At 44.4% G+C, this 26,683-nt stretch carries 18 protein-coding genes; 7 read left to right on the top strand and 11 right to left on the bottom strand.

Translation table 11 applies throughout. From position 1 onward, the window contains the following. Window positions 1–228 precede the first annotated feature (228 nt). Window positions 229–2,952, bottom strand: a complete 2,724-nt coding sequence (gene gyrA, locus AACQ21_RS10970; RefSeq protein ID WP_105977106.1) for a DNA topoisomerase (ATP-hydrolyzing) subunit A — start codon at window positions 2,950–2,952, stop codon at window positions 229–231. Between the two features lie 294 nt (window positions 2,953–3,246). Between gyrA and ubiG the strand changes: the two genes are divergently transcribed. The 4 genes from ubiG (at window position 3,247) to yfaE (ending at window position 8,197) form a co-directional block, all read left to right on the top strand. Continuing rightward, window positions 3,247–3,954 carry a bifunctional 2-polyprenyl-6-hydroxyphenol methylase/3-demethylubiquinol 3-O-methyltransferase UbiG gene (gene ubiG / locus AACQ21_RS10965; protein ID WP_017044298.1) on the top strand — a complete coding sequence of 236 codons (708 nt, stop codon included), beginning with the start codon at window positions 3,247–3,249 and terminating at the stop codon, window positions 3,952–3,954. Between the two features lie 480 nt (window positions 3,955–4,434). Continuing rightward, complete coding sequence (gene nrdA, locus AACQ21_RS10960; RefSeq protein WP_017046168.1) at window positions 4,435–6,717, top strand: class 1a ribonucleoside-diphosphate reductase subunit alpha; 2,283 nt, start codon at window positions 4,435–4,437, stop codon at window positions 6,715–6,717. Between the two features lie 68 nt (window positions 6,718–6,785). Further along, the gene (gene nrdB, locus AACQ21_RS10955; RefSeq protein WP_010318364.1) at window positions 6,786–7,919 is read left to right on the top strand and encodes a class Ia ribonucleoside-diphosphate reductase subunit beta; all 1,134 of its coding nucleotides are present in this window, start codon (window positions 6,786–6,788) and stop codon (window positions 7,917–7,919) included. After that, window positions 7,919–8,197, top strand: a complete 279-nt coding sequence (gene yfaE / locus AACQ21_RS10950) for a class I ribonucleotide reductase maintenance protein YfaE (protein WP_013857000.1) — start codon at window positions 7,919–7,921, stop codon at window positions 8,195–8,197. The genes nrdB and yfaE overlap by 1 nt, the downstream gene beginning before the upstream one ends. 67 nt (window positions 8,198–8,264) lie before the next feature. On the opposite strand, the gene AACQ21_RS10945 is transcribed toward yfaE, so the two are convergent. Together AACQ21_RS10945 and AACQ21_RS10940 are read right to left on the bottom strand one after the other, a co-directional pair. Then, entirely contained in the window at window positions 8,265–8,519 is a 255-nt protein-coding gene (locus AACQ21_RS10945; protein WP_013857001.1) for a hypothetical protein, read from the bottom strand. A 263-nt stretch (window positions 8,520–8,782) separates the two neighbouring features. After that, complete coding sequence (locus AACQ21_RS10940; RefSeq protein ID WP_105977105.1) at window positions 8,783–10,021, bottom strand: CinA family nicotinamide mononucleotide deamidase-related protein; 1,239 nt, start codon at window positions 10,019–10,021, stop codon at window positions 8,783–8,785. A 156-nt stretch (window positions 10,022–10,177) separates the two neighbouring features. Here AACQ21_RS10940 and AACQ21_RS10935 point away from each other — a divergent pair, with 156 nt between their 5' ends. The 3 genes from AACQ21_RS10935 to AACQ21_RS10925 all read left to right on the top strand — a co-directional run bounded on the left by AACQ21_RS10935 (window position 10,178) and on the right by AACQ21_RS10925 (window position 13,801). Beyond that, window positions 10,178–11,116 (top strand): DUF3943 domain-containing protein, encoded by a 939-nt coding sequence (locus AACQ21_RS10935; RefSeq protein WP_258174223.1) that lies wholly within the window; start codon window positions 10,178–10,180, stop codon window positions 11,114–11,116. Between the two features lie 202 nt (window positions 11,117–11,318). Then, entirely contained in the window at window positions 11,319–11,831 is a 513-nt protein-coding gene (locus AACQ21_RS10930) for a glycine cleavage system protein R (protein WP_013857004.1), read from the top strand. A gap of 359 nt (window positions 11,832–12,190) precedes the next feature. Further along, window positions 12,191–13,801, top strand: a complete 1,611-nt coding sequence (locus AACQ21_RS10925; protein WP_105977103.1) for a methyl-accepting chemotaxis protein — start codon at window positions 12,191–12,193, stop codon at window positions 13,799–13,801. Between the two features lie 54 nt (window positions 13,802–13,855). Here the strand turns inward: AACQ21_RS10925 and nspC are convergent, their stop codons facing one another. From nspC to AACQ21_RS10885, 8 genes are all read right to left on the bottom strand, one after another. Further along, a complete protein-coding gene (gene nspC / locus AACQ21_RS10920; RefSeq protein ID WP_017047688.1) occupies window positions 13,856–14,989 on the bottom strand; it encodes a carboxynorspermidine decarboxylase in 1,134 nt (377 codons plus the stop codon). Between the two features lie 64 nt (window positions 14,990–15,053). Next, window positions 15,054–16,298, bottom strand: coding sequence for a carboxynorspermidine synthase (locus AACQ21_RS10915; protein ID WP_017044304.1), 1,245 nt, complete (start codon window positions 16,296–16,298; stop codon window positions 15,054–15,056). 16 nt (window positions 16,299–16,314) lie between these two features. After that, on the bottom strand, window positions 16,315–19,203 hold the full coding sequence (locus AACQ21_RS10910) for a pyridoxal phosphate-dependent class III aminotransferase (RefSeq protein WP_105977102.1): 2,889 nt from the start codon (window positions 19,201–19,203) through the stop codon (window positions 16,315–16,317). Window positions 19,204–19,748: 545 nt separating this feature from the next. Continuing rightward, window positions 19,749–20,894: a Na+/H+ antiporter NhaA gene (nhaA, locus tag AACQ21_RS10905; protein ID WP_176429686.1), complete on the bottom strand. Its 1,146-nt coding sequence runs from the start codon at window positions 20,892–20,894 to the stop codon at window positions 19,749–19,751. A 280-nt stretch (window positions 20,895–21,174) separates the two neighbouring features. Further along, the gene (locus AACQ21_RS10900; protein WP_105977101.1) at window positions 21,175–22,308 is read right to left on the bottom strand and encodes a lipocalin-like domain-containing protein; all 1,134 of its coding nucleotides are present in this window, start codon (window positions 22,306–22,308) and stop codon (window positions 21,175–21,177) included. After that, window positions 22,309–24,762 carry an FtsX-like permease family protein gene (locus AACQ21_RS10895; protein WP_013857012.1) on the bottom strand — a complete coding sequence of 818 codons (2,454 nt, stop codon included), beginning with the start codon at window positions 24,760–24,762 and terminating at the stop codon, window positions 22,309–22,311. It abuts the gene before it with no gap. Next, window positions 24,743–25,414 carry an ABC transporter ATP-binding protein gene (locus tag AACQ21_RS10890; protein WP_013857013.1) on the bottom strand — a complete coding sequence of 224 codons (672 nt, stop codon included), beginning with the start codon at window positions 25,412–25,414 and terminating at the stop codon, window positions 24,743–24,745. Before AACQ21_RS10890 ends, AACQ21_RS10895 begins: the two co-directional genes overlap by 20 nt. A gap of 123 nt (window positions 25,415–25,537) precedes the next feature. Further along, window positions 25,538–26,683, bottom strand: a 1,146-nt coding sequence (locus tag AACQ21_RS10885; protein WP_105977100.1) for an MATE family efflux transporter, incomplete at its 5' end; no start/stop codon positions are given.

The following is a 26,683-nucleotide window of genomic DNA, read 5'->3' as shown; positions in this document are numbered from 1 at the left end:
GTTAACTCAATAGCTAAGTATAGGCAATTTTAGGTTGAATGAGAGATGTGGAGTCAGCCGTATTTGTGGCACAGATGATCTTTTCAAAAAGACCACCACGATTTCAACGCTGAATGGGAATCCTTCACTTGTTGGATGGGCTGCTCGCTAGAAGTAAAAAGCCGAAGCAATCAATGCTCCGGCTTTTATTCTTTATCACCTTAGAATAAAGGTGGATATGTGAAACGATTACTCGTCTTCAGAATCGCTGCTCGGTTCAGAGTCAGCCTCTTCGGCGTCACTTTGTACTTCTAAAATTGCAACGCTCGCTTCACCTTCTGGCAATTCCTCACCTTCTGGTAACTCAACATCTTCAATTTCTTCAATACGTTGTAAACCTACGACGTTTTCATCTTCAGCGGTGCGAATCAAGGTCACACCTTGAGTATTGCGTCCCACTTGGCTCACTTCCGCGACGCGAGTACGAACGAGCGTACCGGCATCGGTGATCATCATGAACTCATCGCCTTCTTCAGTTTGCACTGCGCCGACAACTTGACCATTACGCTCAGACACCTTGATTGAAACAACGCCTTGAGTTGCACGACCTTTAGTTGGGTATTCCCCTAAGGTTGTACGTTTACCATAGCCGTTTTGTGTCACTGTTAAGATGTCGCCGTCATTTGAAGGAACAATCAGCGATACCACTTGGTCGCCTTCTGCTAGCTTCATACCACGAACACCGGACGCTGTGCGTCCCATGGCGCGAACACCTTTGAACTTAATTTCTGGCTGGCCATGTTCATCAAGAACAGGCTGACCATTTTCATCCAATACTGGCGTTTCTTCTGATTCTTTAAAGCGAACCACCTTACCAAATTTAGAAAACAGCATAATTTCACTGTTGCCATCGGTAATGTCCACACCAATCAAAGAATCATCTTCACGCAAGTTAACCGCGATCAAACCGTTAGAACGCACGTTGGCAAAGCTTGAAAGTGATGTTTTCTTCACTGTACCGTCACCGGTCGCCATAAAGATAAACTTATCATCACTAAACTCAGTGACTGGTAAAATCGCAGTAATACGTTCCCCTTCTTCCAGAGGAAGAATGTTAACGATAGGTTTACCACGCGCTGTACGGCTCGCTAGCGGTAATTGATAGACTTTCAAACGGTATGTCTTACCACGAGTCGAGAAGCAAAGAATATGGTCATGAGTATTCGCCACAAGAAGACGCTCAATGTAGTCTTCTTCTTTCATCTTCGTCGCGCTCTTACCTTTACCACCACGGCGTTGTGCTTCGTAATCGCTGAGGATCTGGTATTTCACATAACCTGCATGAGAAAGTGTAACTACCACATCTTCACGAGCAATCAGCTCTTCCATGTCGATATCGTGAGTTGCCGCGGTAATTTCAGTGCGTCGTGCGTCACCAAAAGCATCACGAACAGTTTCAAGCTCTTCGCGGATCACTTCCATCAAACGTTCAGTGCTAGCAAGGATATGCATCAGTTCAGCGATTTCTTCCAGAAGAGCTTTGTACTCATCAAGAATTTTTTCGTGCTCTAAACCTGTCAATCTGTGCAGACGAAGTTCAAGAATTGCTTGGGCTTGTTGCTCAGTTAAGAAATATTTGCCATCACGGATACCGTATTCTGGTTCAAGCCATTCAGGACGAGCGGCATCGGTTCCAGCACGTTCAAGCATTGACGCTACGTTGCCAAGATCCCAACCACGAGCAATCAAGCCTTCTTTTGCTTCTGCTGGCGTTGCTGCGCGGCGAATCAATTCGATGATTTCATCAATGTTGGCTAACGCGAGAGCCAGTGCTTCTAAAATGTGGGCACGATCACGAGCTTTACGCAGTTCAAAAATAGTACGACGCGTCACCACTTCACGGCGGTGATCAACAAAGCATTTCAACATTTCTTTCAAGTTGAATAGCTTAGGTTGACCATTATCCAGCGCAACCATGTTGATGCCGAATGTTGTTTGTAACTGTGTTTGAGCGTAAAGGTTGTTCAGTACCACTTCGCCAACCGCATCACGTTTACATTCGATAACAATACGCATGCCGTCTTTATCAGACTCATCACGTAGTGCACTGATGCCTTCGACTTTTTTCTCTTTAACCAACTCAGCAATTTTTTCAATCAAGCGTGCTTTATTCACTTGATAAGGGATTTCTCTGACGATAATGGTCTCTTTACCATTCTTCTCGACTTCGATATCCGCTTTAGAGCGCATGTAGACTTTACCGCGCCCTGTTTTATAAGCGTCGATAATTCCTTTGCGGCCACTGATTAATGCTGCTGTTGGGAAATCTGGGCCCGGAATGTAGTCCATCAACTCATCAATGGTGATGTCTTCATTATTTATATAGGCCAAGCAACCCTCGACCACTTCCGTTAGGTTATGGGGTGGAATGTTGGTTGCCATACCTACTGCAATACCGGATGAGCCATTCACCAGTAGGTTAGGAATTTTCGTAGGAAGAACCGCAGGGATCTGTTCTGTACCGTCATAGTTCGGTACATAATCGACCGTATCTTTGTCGAGATCGGCAAGCAGTTCGTGGGCAATTTTTGACATGCGTACTTCGGTGTAACGCATTGCTGCCGCAGAGTCACCATCGATCGAGCCAAAGTTACCTTGGCCATCGACCAACATGTAACGCAATGAGAACGGCTGCGCCATACGAACAATCGTATCGTATACAGCACTATCACCATGCGGGTGATATTTACCAATCACATCGCCCACAACACGGGCAGATTTTTTATATGGTTTATTCCAATCGTTACCAAGCACATTCATCGCGAATAGAACGCGACGGTGTACTGGTTTTAGGCCATCACGCACATCTGGAAGAGCACGACCCACGATAACGGACATCGCGTAGTCTAGGTATGAACCTCTTAGCTCATCTTCAATGTTTACGGGCGTGATCTCTCTAGCTAGATCGCTCATAGAGCCATTATCCCTCTATCTTTTGATCGTATATTCGATACGTACAAGGCCGAAAAATATAACACATAATTCACTACTTCGGCATCCCTTTCCCTTTCCTTTTATCAGGTTGTGACCTTTGTTGTGTATCAAGTGCCGAGAAATTGCACATTCATTCCATACCCGGCTGATTAATGGCCAAATTTTAGCCAAAAATTAATGAAATAAAGATAACCTGTAGCCTGTGATAATCAACTGGTTATAATACCCCACACAACTAAAGATGCCTATTTTGACAGCAAGAGCGAATCTAACATGACTAAAGCACAAAACGTTGATCTTAATGAAATTAAAAAGTTTGAAGAGATGGCGTCACGCTGGTGGGATCTGGATGGTGAATTTAAGCCACTGCATCAAATTAACCCGTTAAGATTGAACTATGTGTTAGTCAATGCCAACGGCTTATTTGGCAAGAAGGTGCTCGATGTTGGATGTGGTGGCGGAATTTTAGCCGAAAGCATGGCGCGAGAAGGTGCACAAGTGACTGGCTTAGACATGGGCAAAGAACCGCTTGAAGTCGCTCGTTTACATGCTTTAGAAACCGGAACAAAGCTCACTTATATTCAAAGTACGATTGAAGACCACGCCGCTGACAACCCACACACATATGATGTTGTCACCTGCATGGAAATGCTTGAGCATGTTCCAGACCCATTGTCCGTTGTTCAAGCCTGCTCTGCGCTGGTCAAACCCGGCGGTCATGTTTTCTTTTCTACGCTCAATCGTAATTTTAAGTCTTACCTGTTTGCCATCGTGGGCGCAGAAAAGTTGCTACGCATTGTTCCAGAAGGCACACATGATCATGAAAAATTCATCCGCCCATCGGAACTGATTAAGATGATTGATAAAACAAACCTGCAAGAGCAAGGAATAACAGGCCTACTTTATAACCCGTTAACCGATACTTACCGTTTAGGGCGCAATGTTGATGTCAATTACATCGTTCATACTCAGCTTTTTTAAAGTCAGTGGTCATCTAATATGCCATTATCGATAGCGTATTGCTCACGTTAAAAATTAAGCCGAATAGCACATTTTTTCTCGGTTTCTAGGCTGTTTTTTGTGCTCTAGATTCCATTTTAACCACATCGAAAATCGCTCCCTTTTTTCCTCAAAGATCAAGAAGTTTTTTTTTGATTGTGGTTACATCTAAACCAAACTCAAAACGGTAATTTTCTACAATCAAATCGGCTCTTTGATCATCAGTAAGTGGGTACTAACTGTTTTTTTTATTTTTGCTAGTTATCCACAAGCTGTCCCAGATCTGTAACTTGAAATGAGCTTCAGATAGCACTATCTTGTAACTCGCAAAGCAAAGAACCCCTATATGTTGTGTTTGCACTACAATATATAGATAAATTCAGATCACAAAGCCGCGATGAAATTTACAACAATTCTACAAAAATACGGCCTTAATCAGTTTTGTTAGGGAAATGAAGCAGAATGAACCAAAAACTTACTGTCACCAAGCGTGATGGACGCAAAGAAACAATTGATCTTGAGAAAATCCACCGTGTAATCGCGTGGGCTGCGGAAGACCTGCACAATGTCTCTGTATCACAAGTAGAACTGAAAGCTCACATTCAGTTTTACGATGGTATTACCACCTCTGACATCCATGAGACTATCATCAAATCCGCTGCCGATTTGATTTCAGAAGAGACGCCAGATTACCAATATCTAGCGGCTCGTCTTTCGGTGTTCCATTTGCGTAAAAAAGCCTACGGACAATACGAGCCACCCACTTTGTACAACCATGTCTCTCGTTTGGTTGAAATGGGCAAATACGATAAGCACCTTATCGAAGATTATACTCGCGCAGAATTTGAAGAACTCGACACTTATATCGATCACGCACGTGACCTTAATTTTTCTTACGCCGCGGTAAAACAGCTTGAAGGTAAGTACTTCGTGCAAAACCGTGTGACGAAACAAATTTATGAGAGTGCCCAGTTCCTCTACATTTTGGTCGCCGCTTGCTTATTCGCGAAATATCCAAAAGAAAACCGTCTCGATTACATTAAGCGTTTTTACGACGCAACATCAATGTTCAAAATCTCGCTGCCAACGCCAATCATGTCGGGCGTGCGCACGCCTACCCGTCAATTTAGCTCATGTGTGTTGATTGAATGTGGTGACAGCTTAGATTCAATCAATGCCACAGCAAGCTCTATCGTACGTTATGTATCACAGCGTGCGGGGATTGGTATTAACGCGGGCCGCATTCGTGCATTAGGCTCGGAAATTCGCGGTGGTGAAGCATTCCACACGGGTTGTATTCCTTTTTATAAATATTTCCAAACCGCAGTGAAGTGCTGTTCTCAAGGTGGTGTTCGTGGTGGCGCAGCCACTGTCTTCTACCCTTTGTGGCACGGTGAAGTGCAGTCGCTACTGGTATTGAAAAATAACCGCGGCGTTGAAGAGAACCGTGTTCGTCATATGGACTATGGTGTTCAGCTCAATAAGTTGATGTATTCTCGCTTAGTTCAAGGCGGTAATATCACCCTATTCTCCCCTTCTGATGTGCCTGGATTGTATGACGCATTCTTCGAAAACCAAGACGAATTCGAACGTTTGTATGTTCAATATGAGAATGACACTTCGATTAAAAAAGAGACGGTGAAAGCGGTAGAACTGTTCTCCCTATTGATGCAAGAACGTGCCTCCACTGGCCGTATCTACATCCAGAACGTTGACCACTGCAATACGCACAGCCCGTTTGATGCGTCTGTAGCGCCTGTTCGCCAATCCAATCTCTGTTTGGAGATCGCACTGCCGACGAAACCGCTGTCTAATGTTGAAGATAATGAAGGTGAGATTGCGCTATGTACGCTTTCGGCATTCAACTTAGGTTCAATTCAATCTCTGGATGATTTCGAAGAGTTGTCTGATCTTGTGGTTCGTGCGCTAGATGCACTGTTGGATTATCAAGATTACCCACTGCCTGCCGCTTATAAGTCAACCATGAATCGCCGTACATTGGGTGTGGGCGTGATTAACTACGCTTACTATCTGGCGAAAAATGGCGTGAAATATTCGGACGGTAGTGCAAATGGTTTGACACACCGCACTTTTGAAGCGATGCAATATTACCTGTTGAAGGCTTCAGTCGCGTTAGCCAAAGAACAAGGCCGATGCCCTCTATTCCATGAAACAAATTATGCCAAAGGCTTGCTGCCTATCGACACCTATAAAAAAGATGTCGACCAAATTTGCGCAGAACCTTTGCATTATGATTGGGATGCGCTGCGCGCAGAGATCATGGAATTTGGCTTACGTAACTCAACGTTAACAGCGTTAATGCCTTCAGAAACCTCTTCGCAAATTTCCAATGCCACCAACGGTATTGAGCCTCCTCGCGGTTATGTTTCAGTAAAAGCCTCAAAAGATGGCATCTTGAAACAAGTCGTGCCGGATTTCATTAATTTGAAAGAGAACTATGAGTTATTGTGGAATATTGGTTCTAACAACGGCTATCTGCACCTAGTCGGCATCATGCAGAAATTTGTTGACCAAGCGATTTCCGCTAATACCAACTACGACCCCAGCGCGTATGAAAGTGGCAAAGTGCCAATGAAACAGTTGCTGCAAGATCTGCTGACGGCATATAAATTTGGTGTGAAAACCTTGTACTATCACAACACTCGTGATGGCGCGAAGGATGATCAAAAAGACGCAGTACAGGCACAAGATGATGATTGTGCGGGCGGCGGTTGTAAGATCTAACTCTATTTCACTCAACGTATTCAATAATGCTCCCCACGCAGGGGAGCTTAAAAGGGATTGAGGCATTTATGGCTTACAGTACTTTTTCTCAAAAAAAGAATGATCAACTCAAAGAACCGATGTTTCTTGGCCAATCGGTTAACGTGGCTCGTTACGACCAGCAAAAGTTTGAAATTTTTGAAAAACTGATAGAAAAACAGCTCTCGTTCTTCTGGCGTCCAGAAGAAGTCGACGTATCGAGTGATCGCATTGATTACAACAAGCTTCCAGATCATGAAAAACACATTTTCATCTCGAACTTGAAATATCAAACGTTACTGGATTCAATCCAAGGTCGCAGCCCTAACGTGGCACTTCTACCGCTGGTTTCGCTTCCTGAAGTGGAAACATGGATTGAAACCTGGTCATTTTCAGAAACAATCCACTCACGTTCATACACTCATATTATTCGTAATATTGTGAATGATCCTGGCATTGTGTTTGATGACATCGTCGAAAATGAACACATATTGAAACGCGCAAAAGACATTGCGCACTATTACGATGATCTGATCCAACTGTCTAATGACTACCACCGTTTTGGTGAAGGAACGCATCAAATTAATGGTGAGAGCGTCAAAATTAGCTTGGGTGACCTGAAACGCAAACTTTATCTTTGCTTGATGTCAGTCAATGCGTTGGAAGCGATTCGTTTCTATGTCAGCTTCGCCTGCTCATTTGCCTTTGCAGAGCGCGAATTGATGGAAGGTAACGCCAAAATCATCAAGTTGATTGCACGTGATGAAGCTTTGCACCTGACTGGTACACAGCATATGATCAACTTGCTGCGTAATGGACAAGACGATTTCGCTTTCTTACAAATCGCTGAAGAGTGCAAGCAAGAGTGTTTTGATTTGTTCAAAGCGGCTGCTGAACAAGAAAAAGAGTGGGCTGAATATCTGTTTAAAGATGGTTCGATGATTGGTTTAAACAAAGACATTCTGTGCCAATACGTTGAATACATCACCAACGTTCGTATGCAAGCGGTTGGTTTAGATATCGCCTACCCCGGCGCAACATCAAACCCAATTCCTTGGATTAATGCGTGGTTGTCTTCAGACAACGTACAAGTTGCACCTCAAGAAGCAGAAATCAGCTCCTACCTTGTAGGCCAAATTGACAATGAAGTTCGTGCCAATGACTTCGAGGACTTTGAGCTGTAATGGCGACCATTAAAATCAACAAAGTTACAACCATAGAATCAAACTCTTCCAATACTTTATTGGAAAGTATGGAGAGTGCGGGGCTAGAGCCAGAGTACAACTGTCGCGATGGTCACTGTGGTGCCTGTCGCTGCACGCTCGTTAAAGGCGAAGTGGAATACGTTGGTTTTGCGATGGCTTACACAGAGCGCAACGAAATATTGCCCTGTATTTGTAAAGCCAAAAGCCATGTGGAACTTGCTGGTGTTAATTATCGACCCAAAGCAAGGCGAGCCTAATCTCGATCTGCCAATAGTGCACTGTTAAGGCATCACACATTGGTGCGTTAAAAAGGTAAAGCCAGAGCTATGCTCTGGCTTTATACATTCCTAGAAGAATGCCATCAGCTGTACCCATTGATACGGATTTGTTAGCGATTTCTCTGCCATCCCCATCAAACAATGAAAGTCTATATCCTTGATAGCTAGGCGTATCTAAGTCTGATGGAGCGTTGAGCCATAAAGAAACAACATCACTCATTTCATTACTCAATGCCTCACCTAAGATCACTTTTTGACTTGCAACTTTATACCAAACTAAAATTTTCGATTGGTTAAACATGTCAGCCTCCTGCTGAATTTCATCGAGCGGACTGACAGTGTACAGAGAAAAGGTGTGCAAAAAAGACCCAATTTTGAAACAATTTTATCTGATGCGTGAAATCATGAGCTTAGTCTTTAGACGAAATAATCATAAGCTAAGCACCTCACCGAACCTACGGAATAAGCTAAAAAATCATGCAGTTACCACCCGATACAATTTAAATACAAAGCACTTAATTATCAACAGCTTAGGCTTAAAAATACGCTAACACATTGAGTTAATTAGCCAATGGCGCTCGCAGGTAAAAACATCTCTTTGACGGAGATTAGTGCCCCATACTGAGCAAAAATAGGCTTATTCGATAAATAGCGGCGTAACATATCAGCCGCGATGGTCCCCATTAACTCCCTCTGCTCATCGGCGCTGTAACGACGCTTGAATTTGAGGATCTGTCCCCACTCTCCCTGCGGAGCCGATAAAGCTAGGCTAAATTGATCATCATTTAATACACCAGTCACGAGCGATAACGAAGTAGAACACTTTTCCTTCGTCGCGCCAGCAAGCGCTAATGACGCCGCGAGTGGATCTTGATCGCCTAAGCCCGATTCAACGTTGCGGCTCAAAATCCAGCAGTGACCACTCAACGCTTCCACCTGCTCGTTACTTAACAACCAACTGGCGAGCCAACCTTTGGTCGCTTGTTCTGCAATAGAGATCGATAATCCTTTGTCTTGCATTAAATGACCGATATGCGTGAGCATAGGTTCATCGACACTCACAACATGTTGTTCCAAATGCTGGTAGATGATCTGTAGTAGTTTTACTCGGCGTTCTAAATCACTTTTCGGACCAAACAATTTCACCTCAATAAAAGGCAGATAAGAACGATATCCCAGCATATACCCTTCCGGTAAGACTAATTTATCCAACTTATCTGAAATGGCCGATTCCGATGAACCCAGAGTGAATAAACGGCTGCACTCTAATCCCGTTTGTTGTGGGTATGTCGCTAGCAAGTCAGGTAAAATCTGTTCAGAGACCATCAGCTTAAACTCTTTGGGTACTCCGGGGGTGAAATAACAAACACAATCATTAATCTGAACTTTAAAGCCGCAAGCCGTCCCTATTGGGTTATCAATGATGTCAGAGAACTCAGGTAACATCGCTTGTTTGAGGTTACTTTCTGGCATCACAACACCACGCTGCGCAAAAAATTCGTCCAGTTTTTGCTTCCACAGCACAGACAACACCAACTTTTGGTCCGCCGCTTGAGCCGCCGCCGCCGCACTTAAATCATCAGACGTTGGGCCGAGCCCACCATTCACGATCAATACATCATTATTGAAACTGAGCATCAGTAACTCTTCAACCAAGGCTTGCTGGCTATCGCCTACCGTTGATCGTTTTACTAACGAAAAACCCTGCTGGAAGAACTCACTGGATAACCAAGCAGCATTGGTATCGACAATATCGCCATGGAGCACTTCCTCACCCGTGCTTAACATTGCTATTTTCAACATATCATGGTGTCCTTTTGTGTACGCTTACAGGTGTGCTATCAATCAATACGGCAGAGAATAAAGTGCAATATATAACGCTTTGAATGCTATTTTTCTCATAAGTTTCCTTATTTACATAATTTGCTGTTTTCATCACCGCCGCTTTAATAGATAATTGTGATTCTGATCATTAAAAACAAAACTTTGGAGCCCTCCGTGTCAAAGAAAAGCATCATACCATTGATGTTATCGTTTTCGGCTTGTGCTAGTGCCACTGCATACGATTTCAACCAACACATTGAGTTTTCCTATACGGTCGACTGCAATCAAATTTCTTGTTTTAATGACGATCCGAATATTTACCAATCGAACTCTCCATTTTTAGCAAGCTTAGCAGAGTCGCAACCGCTAAACCTTGAAGAGCCCACGCTGCCTAAATATCTTACCGTGCAAGATACAAAAGACTGGGACTATCTCAAAGGCCAAACCTATACCATCTTAGGATTAAGCGTAGCAACCGTTGGTTTAATGACATTTTTGCCTGCATCCATTACCAAATGGGATGAAGAGGATCGCAGCATAAGCGGCATAGGCAGCAAATGGAAAGATAACGTATCATCCGGCCCCACTTGGGATAGAGATGAGCATTATCTCAACTACATTATGCACCCCTACTTTGGCGGCGTTTACTACACAGCCGCAAGACATGCTGGATTTAATGAGTTTGAATCTTTTCTTTACTCCGGTGTTATGTCGACTTTCTTTTGGGAATATGGCGTAGAATCGTTTGCCGAGATACCGTCATGGCAAGACTTATTTATTACGCCCTTTTTTGGTGCGGTTGTCGGTGAGCTGATGTTTGAAGCGGAACAAGATATTGTTACCACAGGTGGTGAAGTGTTGGGTTCATCGACTCTGGGTGATGTCACACTTTTCTTCCTCAACCCTGTTGGACATATCCATGGCTGGGTATCAAATGCTTGGGGAGGCGATGCCGAAGTAGAATTTAATGGCACACCTTGGTTTGGCAACCAAGATGCTGCAAAGTTTGCTTTGGACTCAGGCGCTAGCTATGATTCGCAATTTTATGGCCTTAACCTCAAAATCAGTTTCTAAAAAACAGGGCTAAACACAAGGCCAATACCTAAAGCCAAGGCTATTTTTGTGGCCCAAGTATGAATACTGACAAGCAAGAGACTGCGTAAATGTAAAAAATTGACTCTCATCAAGTCTTATCTAAGATAGGCCTCTACACTGAAGTGAAAGGAATTCAAGATCAACGATTTATCTTTCGTTAGCTTGCTATGGGAGGCCTATTATGAACAGTACTTTTATCGTCAATTTCGTCGGCAGTGCAACACCAGCCACAATTAAGCATCTTGCCGCGATCACTCATGAAAATGGTGGAAAATGGTTAATAAGTAAAGTGAACTTTATTGAAAACCAAGTAGCTGCCGTCATTAAAATAGAGTTACCGACCTCAAATGCCGTTATCGTTCAACAAGCATTTAGAGAACAACCCGATCTTCTGGTGCAGATTGTTGATTCTGACGTACATCAACACGAAAAAGAAACGATTTACCAACTGCGGATTGATGCAAACGACCGTGCAGGCATCGTCAACGAAATCACCCACCTTCTTGATAATCAAGGTATCAATATTTTAGATATGGATTGCCAACGCGTTTTTATTGCAGGTGGCGGTGGTGTCAGCTCAAGTTTATTTACCGCCAACCTAGCCATCAAGCTCCCAGCTGCGATACAAATTGAAGACGTAGCCGATGAGCTTGAAGCGCTCAGTGAAGATACGCGCGTGATATTAGAAGTGTAATCTCGTTTACGCCCCCGAAAAAAGGAAGCTGATGCTTCCTTTTTTATCGACCTCACTATCTATTAAGTAAGATTAAAGTTGTGATTCAGTTAACAAAATCAACTAATTGCATTCGCGAAATGACGACCATATTCCAATATTAGAGAGCGGGTAACCATAATTAATCTAAGCCTGCAAATCCTAGATGCCGAATAACTTGAAGACGCCGTCAGATGGATAAACGGATGACTACTAATGAGTATTAACAAACCTTGTGACTCTGGCAATCAAACGTAACCAACATCACGGTAACCTCAAGTACAACAGGTAAACCAATATGCCCAGCAATAAGGTTGGGTTGTTTTAATGGTGGTAACGTCATGTTGAAGCTTGAAAATATTAAGGTCAGCTACAAGCTGACCGCTATTATCGCGGTTGCAATTGTTGGCTTATTGAGCTTACTGTTCATTGCAACTAGCGCGCTGAGAAGTAACTTAGTCGTAGAGCGTGAAGCGAGGTTGAACGCAGTTATCGATACTCTCCTCTCACAAATCTCACACCTTCAGAAAACACTTCCCGAAGACGAAGCTAAATCACAGGCGAAGATACTCATCAACAACACACGTTTTGACAGCAACAACTATCTTTTTGCTATCGATGAGTCTCGTTACACCATTGCCCATCCGATTCGCACTGATTTGGTTGGCAAACAGATGGGAAGCTCAGGAAAAGATACGCAAGGCGAGTTTTGGTTCACTATGGTTGAACTTGGCAAAAATGGTCAACAAGGCACGTTGACATATCCTTGGCAGACTAACAGTGGAACACCCGCAGAGAAATTATCGGCAGTACACGGGTTTGCGCCGTGGCATTGGATTATCGGCTCAGGCATGCTCATCAATGACATTGAAGAGGCAATCAACAAACAGATCCTCAAGATGGGAGGAGCGACATTGGCAGTTGTGTTTGTGATGGCAACGCTTGGGGTGGTCATCAGCCGAGCCATCATTATGCCGTTAGAGTCAATTAAAGAAGTCATGAAAAAAGTGGCAAGCGGCGATTTAACCGCACAAGTCCCTGTAATGGGAGAAGATGAGATTGGCATTGTGGCATGTCGTATCAATGACAGCGTAAGTGCAGTGCGTTTAGCATTAATCGAGTCGGTCACCTCAGCAAACCTGCTTGCAGAGGCCGCCATTCGCATCGCTTCTTCTGCGGAAGAAACTAGCCAAGCGGTGACCAGTCAACGTGACCAATTAAGTCAGCTCGCAACCGCGATGAATGAAATGAGTGCGACAGTTGCCGATGTTGCAGGCCATGCAGAAGAGACAGCAAGAGACACATTGGATGCCAGCAAAGAAGCCGGCTTAGGCGATAAAGACGTACATTCCAGTGTGGACAGCATTAAAGCGCTCTCAAAAGAGCTGGAAGTGGCTACTGAGCAAGTGCACAAACTCAAAGAAGGCGTGATGCAAATCAGTGAAGTTACCACAGTGATCAGCGGCATTTCTGAACAAACCAATTTACTTGCACTAAATGCAGCGATTGAAGCCGCACGTGCTGGAGAACAAGGTAGAGGATTCGCAGTGGTCGCCGACGAGGTCAGAAATTTAGCTAGCCGTACCCATCATTCCACTGACCAAATCCAAACCACCATTAACCGCTTACAGCAACTGGCCGTTAGTACATCAAACGCGATGCAAAAAAGCCAAGATCTCGCTTATAACAGTGTGGAGCGGGCAGAAAATGCAGGCAGTGATCTTTCCTTGATCGTCAGTCATATTCAGCATGTGAGTGACAAAGCAATTCAAATCGCCACTGCGGCAGAAGAGCAAAGTGCAGTGGCCGAAGAAATGAACCGTAACGTCAGTGGTATTAACGATTCAGCATTGGAGATGTCACAATCGGCAAACTATTTGGCAGAAGAGAGTGAAACCTTGGCCGCTCTTTCACGCCAATTAGACGAAAGAATGAAAAGCTTTAAACTCTAAGGTGTGATTTTACAAAAATAGGCCTCACCCACTGTATGGTGAGGCCTATTGTCATCAGTTTACCGACCATTGAGATAATGAACGTTTAAAGTCTTCATAGCCAAATTCATTCAGTTTCTGAAGCTCTCCTGTACTGCGTTGACAATACACGGAAGGCATTTTAAGGCCATTAAACCAATTCAATTTCACCATGGTATAGCCCGCGCTGTCCATGATATGCAACCGCTGGCCAATCGATAATGGCTGTTCAAATGAAGCCACACAAAATTGATCACCCGCTAAGCAAGAACACGAACCAATGACATACTCATGTTCACCGTCCGCACTCGCTTCTAAAATAGCCGCAGGCTCTTTGTAAATCAGTGTGTCTAAACGATGCGCTTCAGTTGCCGAATCAACAATCGCTGTTTTCATGCCATTTTCAACGATATCGACGACAGTCACCACTAAATCAGCCGTTTTCGTGATGATCGCCTCACCCGGTTCAAGATAAAGCTGAACCTGATGCTTTTCTGAAAAGGCCTTAAGCGCTAATGCTAATTTTTCTAGCGGATAACCAGGCCAAGTGAAGAACACACCACCGCCTAGGCTGACCCAATCTAACTTATCCAGATATTGGCCAAAACGCTCAGAGATCGAATCTAATAACGCAATGAACGCATCAGCATCTTTGTTCTCACAGTTCATATGGAACATCACGCCATTGATAGTATCGAACACTGAGTTATCAATATGGTCTGTTTGAACACCTAAACGAGAAAACTGACGTGCGGGATTGGCAAGATCTTGCCCAGCGTAACTCACGCCGGGGTTTAAACGTAAACCCAATGACGCCTTGCCTTCAACTAAATGACGGTAAGCGGCCAACTGGGATTGCGAATTAAAAATCATTTTGTCGCAAATATCGGCCACTTCTTTAACATCAGCTTCACTGTAGCCAACGCTATAGGCATGTGTTTCACCACCAAACGTTTCGTAACCTAATTTTACTTCAAATGGGCCACTGCTGGTGGTGCCATCTAAGTAAGGTTTGATGATGTCAAATACTCCCCAAGTAGAGAAGCATTTTAAAGCCAAGACGAGTTTGACGCCCGACATCTCTTTGAGCTGCTTCGCGATTTCTAGGTTCGCGATCAACTGTGATTCATCAATCATAAAATAGGGCGTTTGGAGTTCGCTTTTTTGCATCTATTTATCACTCTCAAATTGAAGAAAGCCGACACATCTGCATCGGCTTAACTATCGAAAACTCTTATTTTAGAATTTTAATCTCTGGTTGCCCGATATCGAGCTCTTGAACATGCCAATCCAAACCTAATTTCGGCATCGTTTCTAAAAACAGATCAGGGTCAAGCTGTTCTAAGTTAAACACACCCGCTTGTGCCCAATGCCCTTGGAAATACTGCAATGCCGCAGTAATGGCAGGAACGCCCGTGGTATAAGCGATAGCTTGGTGCTCTACATCATGGTATGCCACTTCATGGTCTGCATTATTGTAGATAAAGACACTGCGCTGTTTACCGTCCTTCCAACCTTGCACCCAAGTACCAATGCAAGTCAGGCCTTTGTAACCAGGGGCCAAAGAGGTTGGGTCTGGCAACATCGCTTTAAGCACTTGAAGTGGTTGAACCACAGTACCATCTTGCAGCGTCAATGGGTTTGGGCTCAATAAACCAATATCACGCATGCAATTGAAATAGTTGAGATAACGATCGCCAAAACCCATCCAAAATTCAATTCGTTTGGCCGGAATAAACTCTTTCATCGAACGTACTTCATCGTGCGACATGGAGTACACCTTGTGCTGGCCGCACTGAGGAAAATCAAATTCTAGCATTCGTGAATGGCAAGGAACACGCTGCCATTGCCCTTCTTCCCAATAGAAAGAGTCACCTTGAATCTCTAACATATTGGTTTCTGGATCAAAGTTAGTCGCAAATTTTTTGCCGTGATCGCCTGCATTAATGTCCATCACATCAATACTGTCGATTTCGTCAAAGAGGTGCTTCACCGCATACGCGGCAAACACGCTAACCACGCCCGGATCAAAACCAGCACCGAGAATAGCGGTAATGCCTGCTTGCTTAAATTTTTCACGAAATGCCCATTGAGGATCATACGCTTCAGGCACTTGTTGACCTTCAGAGCAAAGGTCAACAGCAACCGATGTATCTAGATAGGAAACCTTGGCTTGATAACATGCTTCCATGATTGGCACGTTTACCCAAGGAGGGCCAGCGTTGATCACAAGATCAGGCTGGACTTCTTTAATTAATGCAACTAACGAGGCTACGTCATCTGCCTTGACGGTGCGTGCCTCAAGTTTTTTAGTTGGATCTTTAAGGTTATTTTTTCCTTTGATCGATTCAATGATCTTCTCGCACTTTTCAAGAGTACGAGAAGCAAGAACAATATCACCGAGTATGTCGTTGTTTTGGGCCGCCTTATGTGCGACAACCCAGCCAACGCCTCCCGCGCCAATTTGTAAAATAGACATGGTTGTTTGTATTCCTTTATGCCTTGGCTAGCTCAGAGGCTAGTACTTCAATCTTATTAAGTAATGCTTTGAAATCTGACAGTTGTAAGCATGGGTTTAAAATGGTGAATTTAAGCGCTGTTTTGCCATCCACAATCGTCTCGCCCAACACCGCGACACCACGTGTCAATGCTTCTAAACGCAACGCTTTGTTCAACTCGTCAAAATCTACCGCTTGTTTATCCACGGAACGGAATAACACGGTGGAGAGAGCAGGCTCAGCCAAGAGTTCAAAAGCATCGTGATGCTGAACTAAATCTGCCACTTGCAGTGTTTGTTCTAGCAGATGATCGTACATTTCACCCAAAGCCTTAGGGCCTACGTTTTGCATTGTCATAAACACTTTCAATGCATCAAAACGCTTGGTTGTAGAAATAGATTTATCCACCAAGTTTGGCAGTTCATCATGTTCACGGTTAAGGTAATCCGCATGATGCAGTAGATACTTGAAGTGACTTTTATCTTTGAGCAACACCGCGCCACAACTGATCGTTTGGAAGAACAATTTATGGAAGTCGACGCTGACCGAGTGCGCACGCTCAACGCCTTGCAAACGTGCTTTATGGCTACTTAGAACCAATGCGCCGCCGTATGCTCCATCCACATGCATCCATAGATCATGTTGCTGTGCTACATCCGCGATCGTCGACAGATCATCAATCGCACCGTGATCCGTTGTGCCTGCTGTTCCAACAATAGCAAAAGGAATAAGACCTTCCGCTTTCGCTTGTGCAACAACCGCTTCCAGTTTGGTGACATCCATTGTGCCGTTTGGATTCGCATCAACCGCCAAAATGGCTTTCTCGCCCAACCCCATCCAAGAGGCCGATTTTTGCACGGTGAAATGCGATTTTTTCGAGCACACAATACGCAGCTTATCGGCATACTCAGGTAAGCCCAGCTTTTGAATAGAGTGACCACTTAATTTATCGGCAATCCAGTCACGAGCTAACATTAAACCCATTTGGTTACTTTGCGTGCCACCACTGGTGAAAATACCATCCGCCTGAGCGCCGAGTTCGTATTTTTCACACATCCAATCAATCACTTTCTGCTCAACATAGGTAGCAGAAGACGATTGATCCCATGAGTCCATAGACTGGTTTAATGCGCCAATCATCGCTTCAGCCACTACTGATGGCATCAAGGGTGGCGTGTGCAGGTGAGCAATACAATCTGGGTGTTGAACGATAATGGAATTTTTGGCTACCAGATCTGCCATTTCAGAGATCACATCCTTCAATGGCGCATTTTTGTTATCCAAATCTACTGCGTAAATCGCTTCTTCAAGCTGCTTTGGATCCAAACCTGAATAAGGCGCTTTGGCTTGTTCAAAAACAGCTTTCATCGCAGAAGTGGCATGGTTCATCACATCGGCAAATTCATTGCTGCCCATTTCACCGGTTTGGATAAAATGCTTCTTCCACGCTTGATTTTCTGGCTCTGGATCTTTCTCGCCGCCACCTGCAGCTAAAATCGCCGTTTCAAGAGTGCGCAGGGCAAAATCGATCTGCTCGAATGAGATGATAATCGGTGGTAAGAAACGAATAACGGATCCTTCACGGCCACCTTTTTCAACCATCAACCCACGCTCAAGTGCCGCGCGTTGGATAGCGAGTGTTAATTGGCCATCGGCCATTGGCTCGCCAAATTTGTTCATTTCACCGTTTGGTTTACGAATTTCAAGGCCGAGCATCAAACCTTTGCCACGAACTTCAGCAATACAATTCACTCGGCGTTGAATGGCTTCAAGACCTTGGCGTAGGTACTGACCCGCGACATTAGCGTGTTCAACGAGGTTATCACGTAAAATAATTTCTAACGCTTTCGCACCAGAAACCATGGCCAATTGGTTACCACGGAACGTGCCTGTGTGCTCACCCGGTTTCCAAGTATCGATCTCTTTCTTGAACACAAGAATAGACATTGGTAGACCACCACCAATAGCTTTAGATAAGCAAAGAATATCAGGACAAATGCCAGACTCTTCAAATGCAAAGCGGTAACCCGATTTACCCACGCCACATTGAATTTCATCGAAAACTAATAAAATACCGTGTTCATCGCAAATACGGCGTAGCTCACGCAGCCAGAATGCTGGAGCGGGAATAACGCCACCTTCACCTTGAACAGGTTCAACAATAATGGCCGCCGGTTTCATGATGCCTGCTTCGTCATCGTTCAGCAGACGTTCGATGTAGCGAATGCTCGCTTTGGCACCTTCATCGCCCCCTAAACCAAACGGGCAGCGCAAGTTGTATGGGAATGGCATAAAATGCACATCCGACATTAATCCTGTGCGACGAGCTTTAGTATTCAGGTTGCCCATCATGCCCATCGTTCCGTTGGTCATGCCGTGGTAAGCACCGCGAAACGCAAACATGGTGTTACGACCCGTTGTCTGCTTCACCAGCTTGATAGCCGCTTCAACGGCATCCGCACCAGAAGGTCCACAAAATTGAATCGCGGAATTTTTTGCAAACTCTTCAGGCAAAAATGCTTTTACTTGCTTGATGAATTTGTCTTTAGCGTGCGTTGTCATATCCAATGTCTGATATGGCAGACCTGAATCTAACTGCTCTTTCAGTGCTTGGTTGATCTCTGGATGGTTATACCCAAGCGCCAACGTTCCCGCACCCGCTAAGCAGTCGAGGAAAATTTGTCCGCGCGTATCTTCTACTAACGCACCATAAGCTTGCTTGATGGCAATCGGTAGACGGCGTGGGTATGAACGAACTTCAGATTCATGCTCAATTTGATCGAGTAGAATTTGGTCCGGTGTGAGATCATAAATACCTTCAACAACAGGTACCTGAGATGAAAAAATGTTTGCGATAGTGTTATCGACTTCAAAGGCTGTGCTCATTTCCCTTCCCCTTGAATGTGAAAATTTCCGCCTATTTCCTTGGTTTGGTTTGAATATAAGGAAATATGACATAGCAATAAGCTCCGTATTAGCCAAAAGGCAAAAACGGAAATTGGTTCATCGTCTTCGATGAAAGATTACTAAATCAGAGAATCAAGGTTCGGTGATAGAACTGTCTTCAAGCACAGGGCATAGAGGAAGTACAAAGCTGATTAACGTCAGTGTGTTAAGTGATGATGAGTTCAATGTTGGGTTTCCCATTCACATGCAGCTCCCGCTGCAAGAGTATCCCGTCTATCAACAAAAGGACTTGCTGATACCTACCCTACGTAATGTCACAATCAGCCTGAATGGTCATTACGCGTGTCCCCCAGAAGCTACTGTCCGAGATTGGTGCGAAAAATATCAAAAAATAATTACGCTGGCAATAATTTTCAATAAATCGATAAAAACTTAAATTTTCTATTGATTAAGAATATTGATAAATCAAATGGTTAGTTTATAAAATGAATCAGCCCTCGTATTACGGAGGGCTGATTATATTCTTATGCGTTTTTTGGCAAAGATAAACGAAGCAATATATAGCCTGCAATCGCGGCAGTGGTTGAGCCCATTAATATACCGAGCCTTGCAAACGTATCAAATTCAGCATTGGTCGGTCCAAAAGCCAATGACGAGATAAAAATCGACATTGTAAAGCCAATACCACATAGCACTGACACGGCAAAAATATGCTTGAAATTGATCCCCTCAGGCAATTTAGCAACACCGAGTTTCACCGCAGCCCAACTGAAGGTAAAAATACCCAATGGCTTACCAATAAATAGGCCAAGAGCCACGCCCAAAGGCAACATTGACGTGAGGCTAGATACGGAGATCCCTTCCAGTGAAATCCCGGCATTGGCAAATGCGAACAATGGCAGAATGCCAAAAGCGACATATGGGTGTAGCGCATGCTCAAGATGCTTTAGCGGAGAATATTCGCCTTTATCACCTTTCAGCGGAATAGCAAAACCAATCACTACACCAGCCAAGGTTGCATGAACACCAGATTTAAGTACGGCAAACCATAAAATCGCACCGACAATTAAGTAAAGGCTGATTTTGGTAACATGCTTGTTGTTTAGTATAAAAAGCACACCAGTCATTAAGAAACCGACGGTTAACGCAATGGTAGAAAGATCACCGCTATAAAATAGCGCAATAATGACCACAACCCCTAAGTCATCAATAATCGCAAGCGCCAGCAAGAACACTTTTAAGCTGATCGGAACACGTTTACCCAATAGCGCCATAATACCTAGCGCAAACGCAATATCAGTGGCCGCTGGGATCGCCCAACCTTGAATCGCTTGTGCATCACCAGCCGTAAACAGCACGTAAATTAATGCTGGAGCAAGCATGCCGCCGACGGCAGCAATGGCTGGGAAAATAGCCGTTTCTTTGGATTTAAGAGCACCTTCCAACAATTCACGTTTGACTTCTAAACCAATCAACAAAAAGAATACGGCCATTAAGCCATCATTGATCCAATGCGACACTGACATTCCAAACACGTAGGAATGTAAAAAAGATTGGTAAACATCATTTAGCGGTGAGTTAGCAATCATCATTGCAATTGCAGCAGCAATAACCAGCAAAATACCACCTGCTGATTCCATCTTGAAAAAGTCGCGAATCACATCACTCATGATATCGTCCTTATAGTTATGCATGTTAATAAACCATTAACAAATGAATATGACAGAGTTTATACAGTAGCTGATAGAAGTAAAAATCGCTTGTTCAGATATTAAGAATCGGAATTTCCGAGTCAAGCATAACAATACAACGTATATTCCTTGGTTTTCACTATTTTCCCATTGTTGATTAGTTTTCATGCATAACAATTTTACAACAAAATAAAAAAGGTTCACAAAAACACAAAAGGCCAAGAACAACTTGACCTTTAGATTCCGCAAATATTTGAACTTAGTTGCTCGTTAGTTGCATGAAACCCGTCACCTTATGACTACCATCGGTGATAATGGGGCCTTCCCAATAAGGGAGCAGAAAGGGTGACCACAGATCGCGATTCACCGCTTTCGTCACCAGATGAATATTATATTTAGGGATGTTTATCACCCATTGTAACGGGATGTCACGCTCATTCTCCGACGCTGCAGAAACGACAGGAACTAAATCAATTTCATCAGCAGATAGTGCGATCGTGGTGCCCGAATCTTTCACAATTGCCCCAAACAAATAGGGCTCTTGCTGAAAATAGCGATAGCGATTAACCAATAAGGTTGTTTTGCTATCGAGTTTAACGAACAACTTATCCCATCCCTGTTTAGCATTAGGCAGTAGATTATTACCCCACTCCTTGCTCAGCCATGCATTACCTGTTACTTGAATAGGTTGAGAGTTAACACCTAAGTTGAGCACACCTTTGACCTGCAAAAACGGTGCTTGGAGACTATATGAGGCTAAAGAAAGTGAATCATGCTTTTTTTGGTATCCCTGCTGACCAGGTAATACAAATGGCCCGGAAAGGTTATTTTTTAATGAGAGTGAAAACGTGTCCGTCGCTACATCTAATACTCCAGAAAATGGAGTCGTCCCCGGTGCGCGCCAGTTCCAATTATCAATCCACATTTTAAACGGCTTTAATTCTAAGCCGGCTTGACCAATTCCGCCCCGCGCAATCCGCTGTTCACGCCAGACTTCATTCTTTGAAGAGATCACCACATAAGCAAGATAAAGCTGAGGACTAAGCCATCCATTAGCATCTCGAGCTTCGTTAGCGAGACGAAAATAGCTCCACTGGATCCCATATTGCTGCCCATGTTCATCACTGACATTCGCAAAGTAATGCCACCACTCATGTTCAAAACCTTGATGAAAATTGAAATCTTGAGGAAGTCGTACCGGGCGATTAGGAAGCACGAACTCGAATGGGTGCTCCTTCGATATTGATGATGTATCCATTTGCTTAGAAGCTGTTTCAGAAACGGCATATTCTGAAATCGTTTGCTGTGCCTGCCAATACTGGTGCCACGAATAGAGGCAGAACAATACAGCAATCAACAAAGAGCACAAAAGTACGAGGTATCGTTTCATCATTTATAACGCGTCTCTAAATGAGCTGATCGGTGGCCTTCTGACCAAACGAATAACCGGGATTGCACCTGCGCACATCAAGGTCACCATCGCCCATGCTGCCGTTTTCAAATACTCCCCGGGGATCAACTGCAGTTGGATTGTCCAACCAAAGGATTGTTTAATCACGATGTCCACCACAAGACGAGCGAGTGCAAGCCCTAACGGCATTGCAATCACGAGCGCTATCGCCCCAAAAACACATAATTGCAAGCTGCCAATCACCACCAGCTCTTTACCAGAAACACCCAAACAACGCAGTAGCGAAACATGTCGCTGGCGGGAAACCTCTCCGGCTAACGTAGCAAAGAAAATACCACACACGGCAATCAACAAAGTAATACGCCCGAGTGTATCGGCGATGGCAAAGGTTCGGTCAAACACCCGCATCGCTTGAGTATGGATGTGATTGTTATCAAAAATCCGCTCAGGGCCCAACCTAAATACCGATTCTAGTCGCTTCTTTAATCCTTGGTCATTCACACCTTCGTGCAAAACCACTCCTAGCGCCACATTTCCCGTACTGGCAAACGCAAATAACCAATTTTGGTGTGATAATAAGACCTGGTGGTAAGGGTTACCATAATCGTAATACACCCCCACGACTTGCCACTTTTGGCCCAAAGGCTCAGAAAGGTCAATAAAATCACCAGGCTTAATGCCTAATTTAAGCGCCATGGATTCACTGATCATCAAACTCTTTGAATGGTGTAAATCATACCAATAGTTAGGAACAGCGAGTTTAACCGTCAACGAGTCTAACTCACCATCCGAGATACCCGTGCTGACCACTTGCAATGCACCTTTGTCAGTGGCGAAATCTTTTTCCCAACGCCACCAAACATCATTGACCTCAGGCTGCGCTTTCAACCAACTGCTCATTCTTGATGCTGAACTATTGGTAGGATAGACATAAATATCGGCCGCTAAACGTTGGTTTAACCATTTTTCAGTAGTGTCTCTAAAGCTACCGACCATGGTTTCAATGCCAATATTCGCCGCCATAGCAATCATAAATGCCATAGTTGCGACACCGCGATAGCTCATACTGGCGGCTGCATCGGCAAAGAACCAACGCGCTTTTACCCAAGCGAGTGAGTAGGAAAAACTGTTGAACAGCGTCCAAATAAGATAAGGCGTAAACAGCGCAACACTGAGTAACATCAACGCAATAATTGCAAAACCAGAAAGTTGCGTTTGTGGAACTTGATACACGGCAATCGCCGCGACAGTCAATGCGCAAGCAACAAGGGCTTGCAGGCGAAATTCTGTGCCAGCAAATCGAAGCAAAGAGAGACGAGCAGAAAGACGAATAGGCTGCGATTTTAGCAACCGGACGAGGGGCCAAGCGCACGCCGCGAATGCACCAATCAACGCCATGGCTAAACTGTAACTACTCCACTGCCAATTCCAGCTAATCGATAAACCGACATTAGCATCATACAAGTCACCCAAACTGGCTGAAACCGCTGGAATAAGTTGATTGGCCAATAATAACCCCAATCCGTTACCGCATATCCAGCTAAGCAGGACCATGCCAAACAACTCAATCACCAATGCTTGGGTAAGCTGCCAGCCAGAAACGCCCGCTTGCCGTAATAACCCGACCAAAGGTTGGCGCTGGATTAAAGATAAAGACATGGCTTGGTAGAATATGAATAGCCCGACCAAAAATGCCAACATACCCATTGCATTGAGATTGAGATGAAAAGCACGCGTGAGTGATTCCAGCTCAGTGCGAGAACTACGGACTAGCGTCAAACCATTAGGTAAATTATCTTTTAGTCTTTTCAGTTTCTCTGGCGGCATATCACCACAAGCAATAACAGATAAGCCCGAACTTTTCTTGAGCATACGCACCAAGGATAGATCCGCAATAACGCGTGTGCCGTTGATGAGATCTTGTTGATCGATCTGAATAGGACCTAACTTTGATTCATCATCAAGCACGATAAAATCACCCGTTTGCCAACCTTGGAGACGAGCGAGATCAACACTCACCAAAATAGGATACGGCGGATTCATCAATGATAATGTCGAAAATTCCGATAGAGGAAGGCCGCTATTGGTTGGCAACATAGCGACGGGATCAAGCCCAATCAGCGAAATATCCGTGCCATTTTTTGTCGTCAAACGATGGTTTTCAAAAGGAGCGCACTGAGAAAATCCATCACGGCGCAACTGAATATAGAAACCTTGGGGGATTTTATTGGCAATATGCTTGGAACGAATACGATAAGGTAATGGATTAGAAAACAGCTTTTCGCCATGTTCATAACTTTGACGAGCATGCTGGTTGATGGCCGTCACTCCCACCAACAATGAAACGCCAAGCGTTAAACCCAGCCATACTAGGATGATTTGTAAAGGATAACGCCGATAATGACCAAGTAGCGCCTTAACTACGGGCCATAACATGCAACAACCCTCCTTGTAAACGTACGCGACCATCCATATGCTGCGCGACTTTTTCACTGTGCGTCACCAATAATAACGTGCAATCCAACTGGCGAGTTAAGGTCGTCAATAAACGCATCACCGCCTCGGCATTACGCTCATCAAGACTACCGGTTGGTTCATCTGCTAATAAAATCTTAGGCTCCATGTACAAGGAGCGCGCGATCGCAGCACGCTGCTGCTGCCCACCAGAGACCTCTTCAGGGTATCGGCCTAGCAACGGCATTAAATCAAGCGAAGAAAGAATTTGACGCAGTAAACCTTGGTCTTCCGGCATTCCTTTCAACTGACGACAAAAGCGAATATTATCCGCGAGATTGAGGGTGGGAAGAAGATTAAACTGCTGAAATATATGACCAATGTTATTTCGGCGATAAGCGGTACGCTTATTTTCTGACGTGTCATGCATGGCAAAACTTGGAAACCAAATTTCGCCAGAATCGACAATATCTAATCCGGCAATAAGGTTGAGTAATGTACTCTTACCCGAACCACTTTCACCCATCAATGCGATTTGGTCGCCTCGGTTTAATGTTAACTCTGCCCCCTGTAGCACGGGATGAAATTCATCGCCATCTAGATAGCCTTTACACAGGTTGGTCAGCTGTAACATCAAATCGCTCGCAATCGACTAAAATTGGATTGTGAATCTACACTAATTCTCCTGCAGTAGAAAGCATTTTGGATACCGGATCACATTATGTGCATCAAATTGCACCACCTAACTGCGTTGTGTCTAATTTTCAATCAAATTTCGCATCCACTTCTTGCTTTTCATTCGATAAAGAGAACCGCCCCATTTAATCAACTCTTCAACGAGAAACAATAAATAGATGGCTTCAGGCTTAGCCCCAAGCACAATCGCACAAAATGCAGCTAACGGAATACCGATCAGCCACTGCGCGACTAAATCTTGATAAAGACAAAACTTTACGTCACCGCCAGCTCGCAACACGCCAACAATCACCGTCATTGGAATGGAACGTAAAATGATGCCAAGGCTCAGTATCACGATAAACTCTTCAGATAAAGCACGGGTTTCATCCGTCAAGGCGGTGAAAGAGTTCAGGATAGGGATCTGCACCACATACAAGGCGGCAGCGACGATCACGCCTACAAGAAGGCTGATGATAGTTAAACCTAAGGCTTGATAATAAACAGCATCGTACTGCTTAGCGCCAAGTTGGTTACCGACTAAAACCGCAGCCGCATTCGACATCCCAATCAGTAAACTCAATGAAATCGATTCTACTGGCGTCATCACCGATAGCGCCGCTAAGCCTTGCACACCACTCTGCCCCATAATGGCATGGTAGACAAATAAACCGCCTGCCCATGCAAGGAAATTAAAGGTGGTTGGCAAGGAAAGCTTCAAAAAACGAGAAATGGTAGGCCATTCAATGATGGCTCGGATATCGTCAATTCCAAACGCTAACAGATGTTTCTTGGCATAGAGGTAACCGTATAAACACGCGACTTCAATAAAACCACTGAGCACGGTAGCAATCGCCGCACCTTCGATTCCCATCGCGGGAAAACCCAATTTACCGAAAATCAGCACCCAGTTTAAAAACACGTTTGAAACAATACCAATACCGCTAAAAAACGTGCTGAGCCCCGGTTTATGCATCGCTCGCAGCCCTACCGCCATACTACTGACGCAAGCTACAGCAAACATACTGAGTGAGGTAATAATCAAATATTGGCTACCTAGCGCATTAACGGTCTCGGAATCCGTGGTTAGTGCCATGATTTGACTTGGAAACAGTAAAAATAGTGCCACCGTCATTGCAGCAAATAGGTTAGCGACTAACCACGTAAGTGCCGTACTTTCTCGCACGCCCTGCTTGTTTCCTGCGCCCCAATACTGAGCTGTTAACAG

Origin of the sequence: Vibrio sp. V01_P9A10T6, assembly GCF_963877065.1 — a bacterium.
In the GTDB taxonomy this organism is placed as follows: Bacteria; Pseudomonadota; Gammaproteobacteria; order Enterobacterales; family Vibrionaceae; genus Vibrio; species Vibrio anguillarum.
This window is presented reverse-complemented; position numbering and strand designations above follow the sequence as displayed.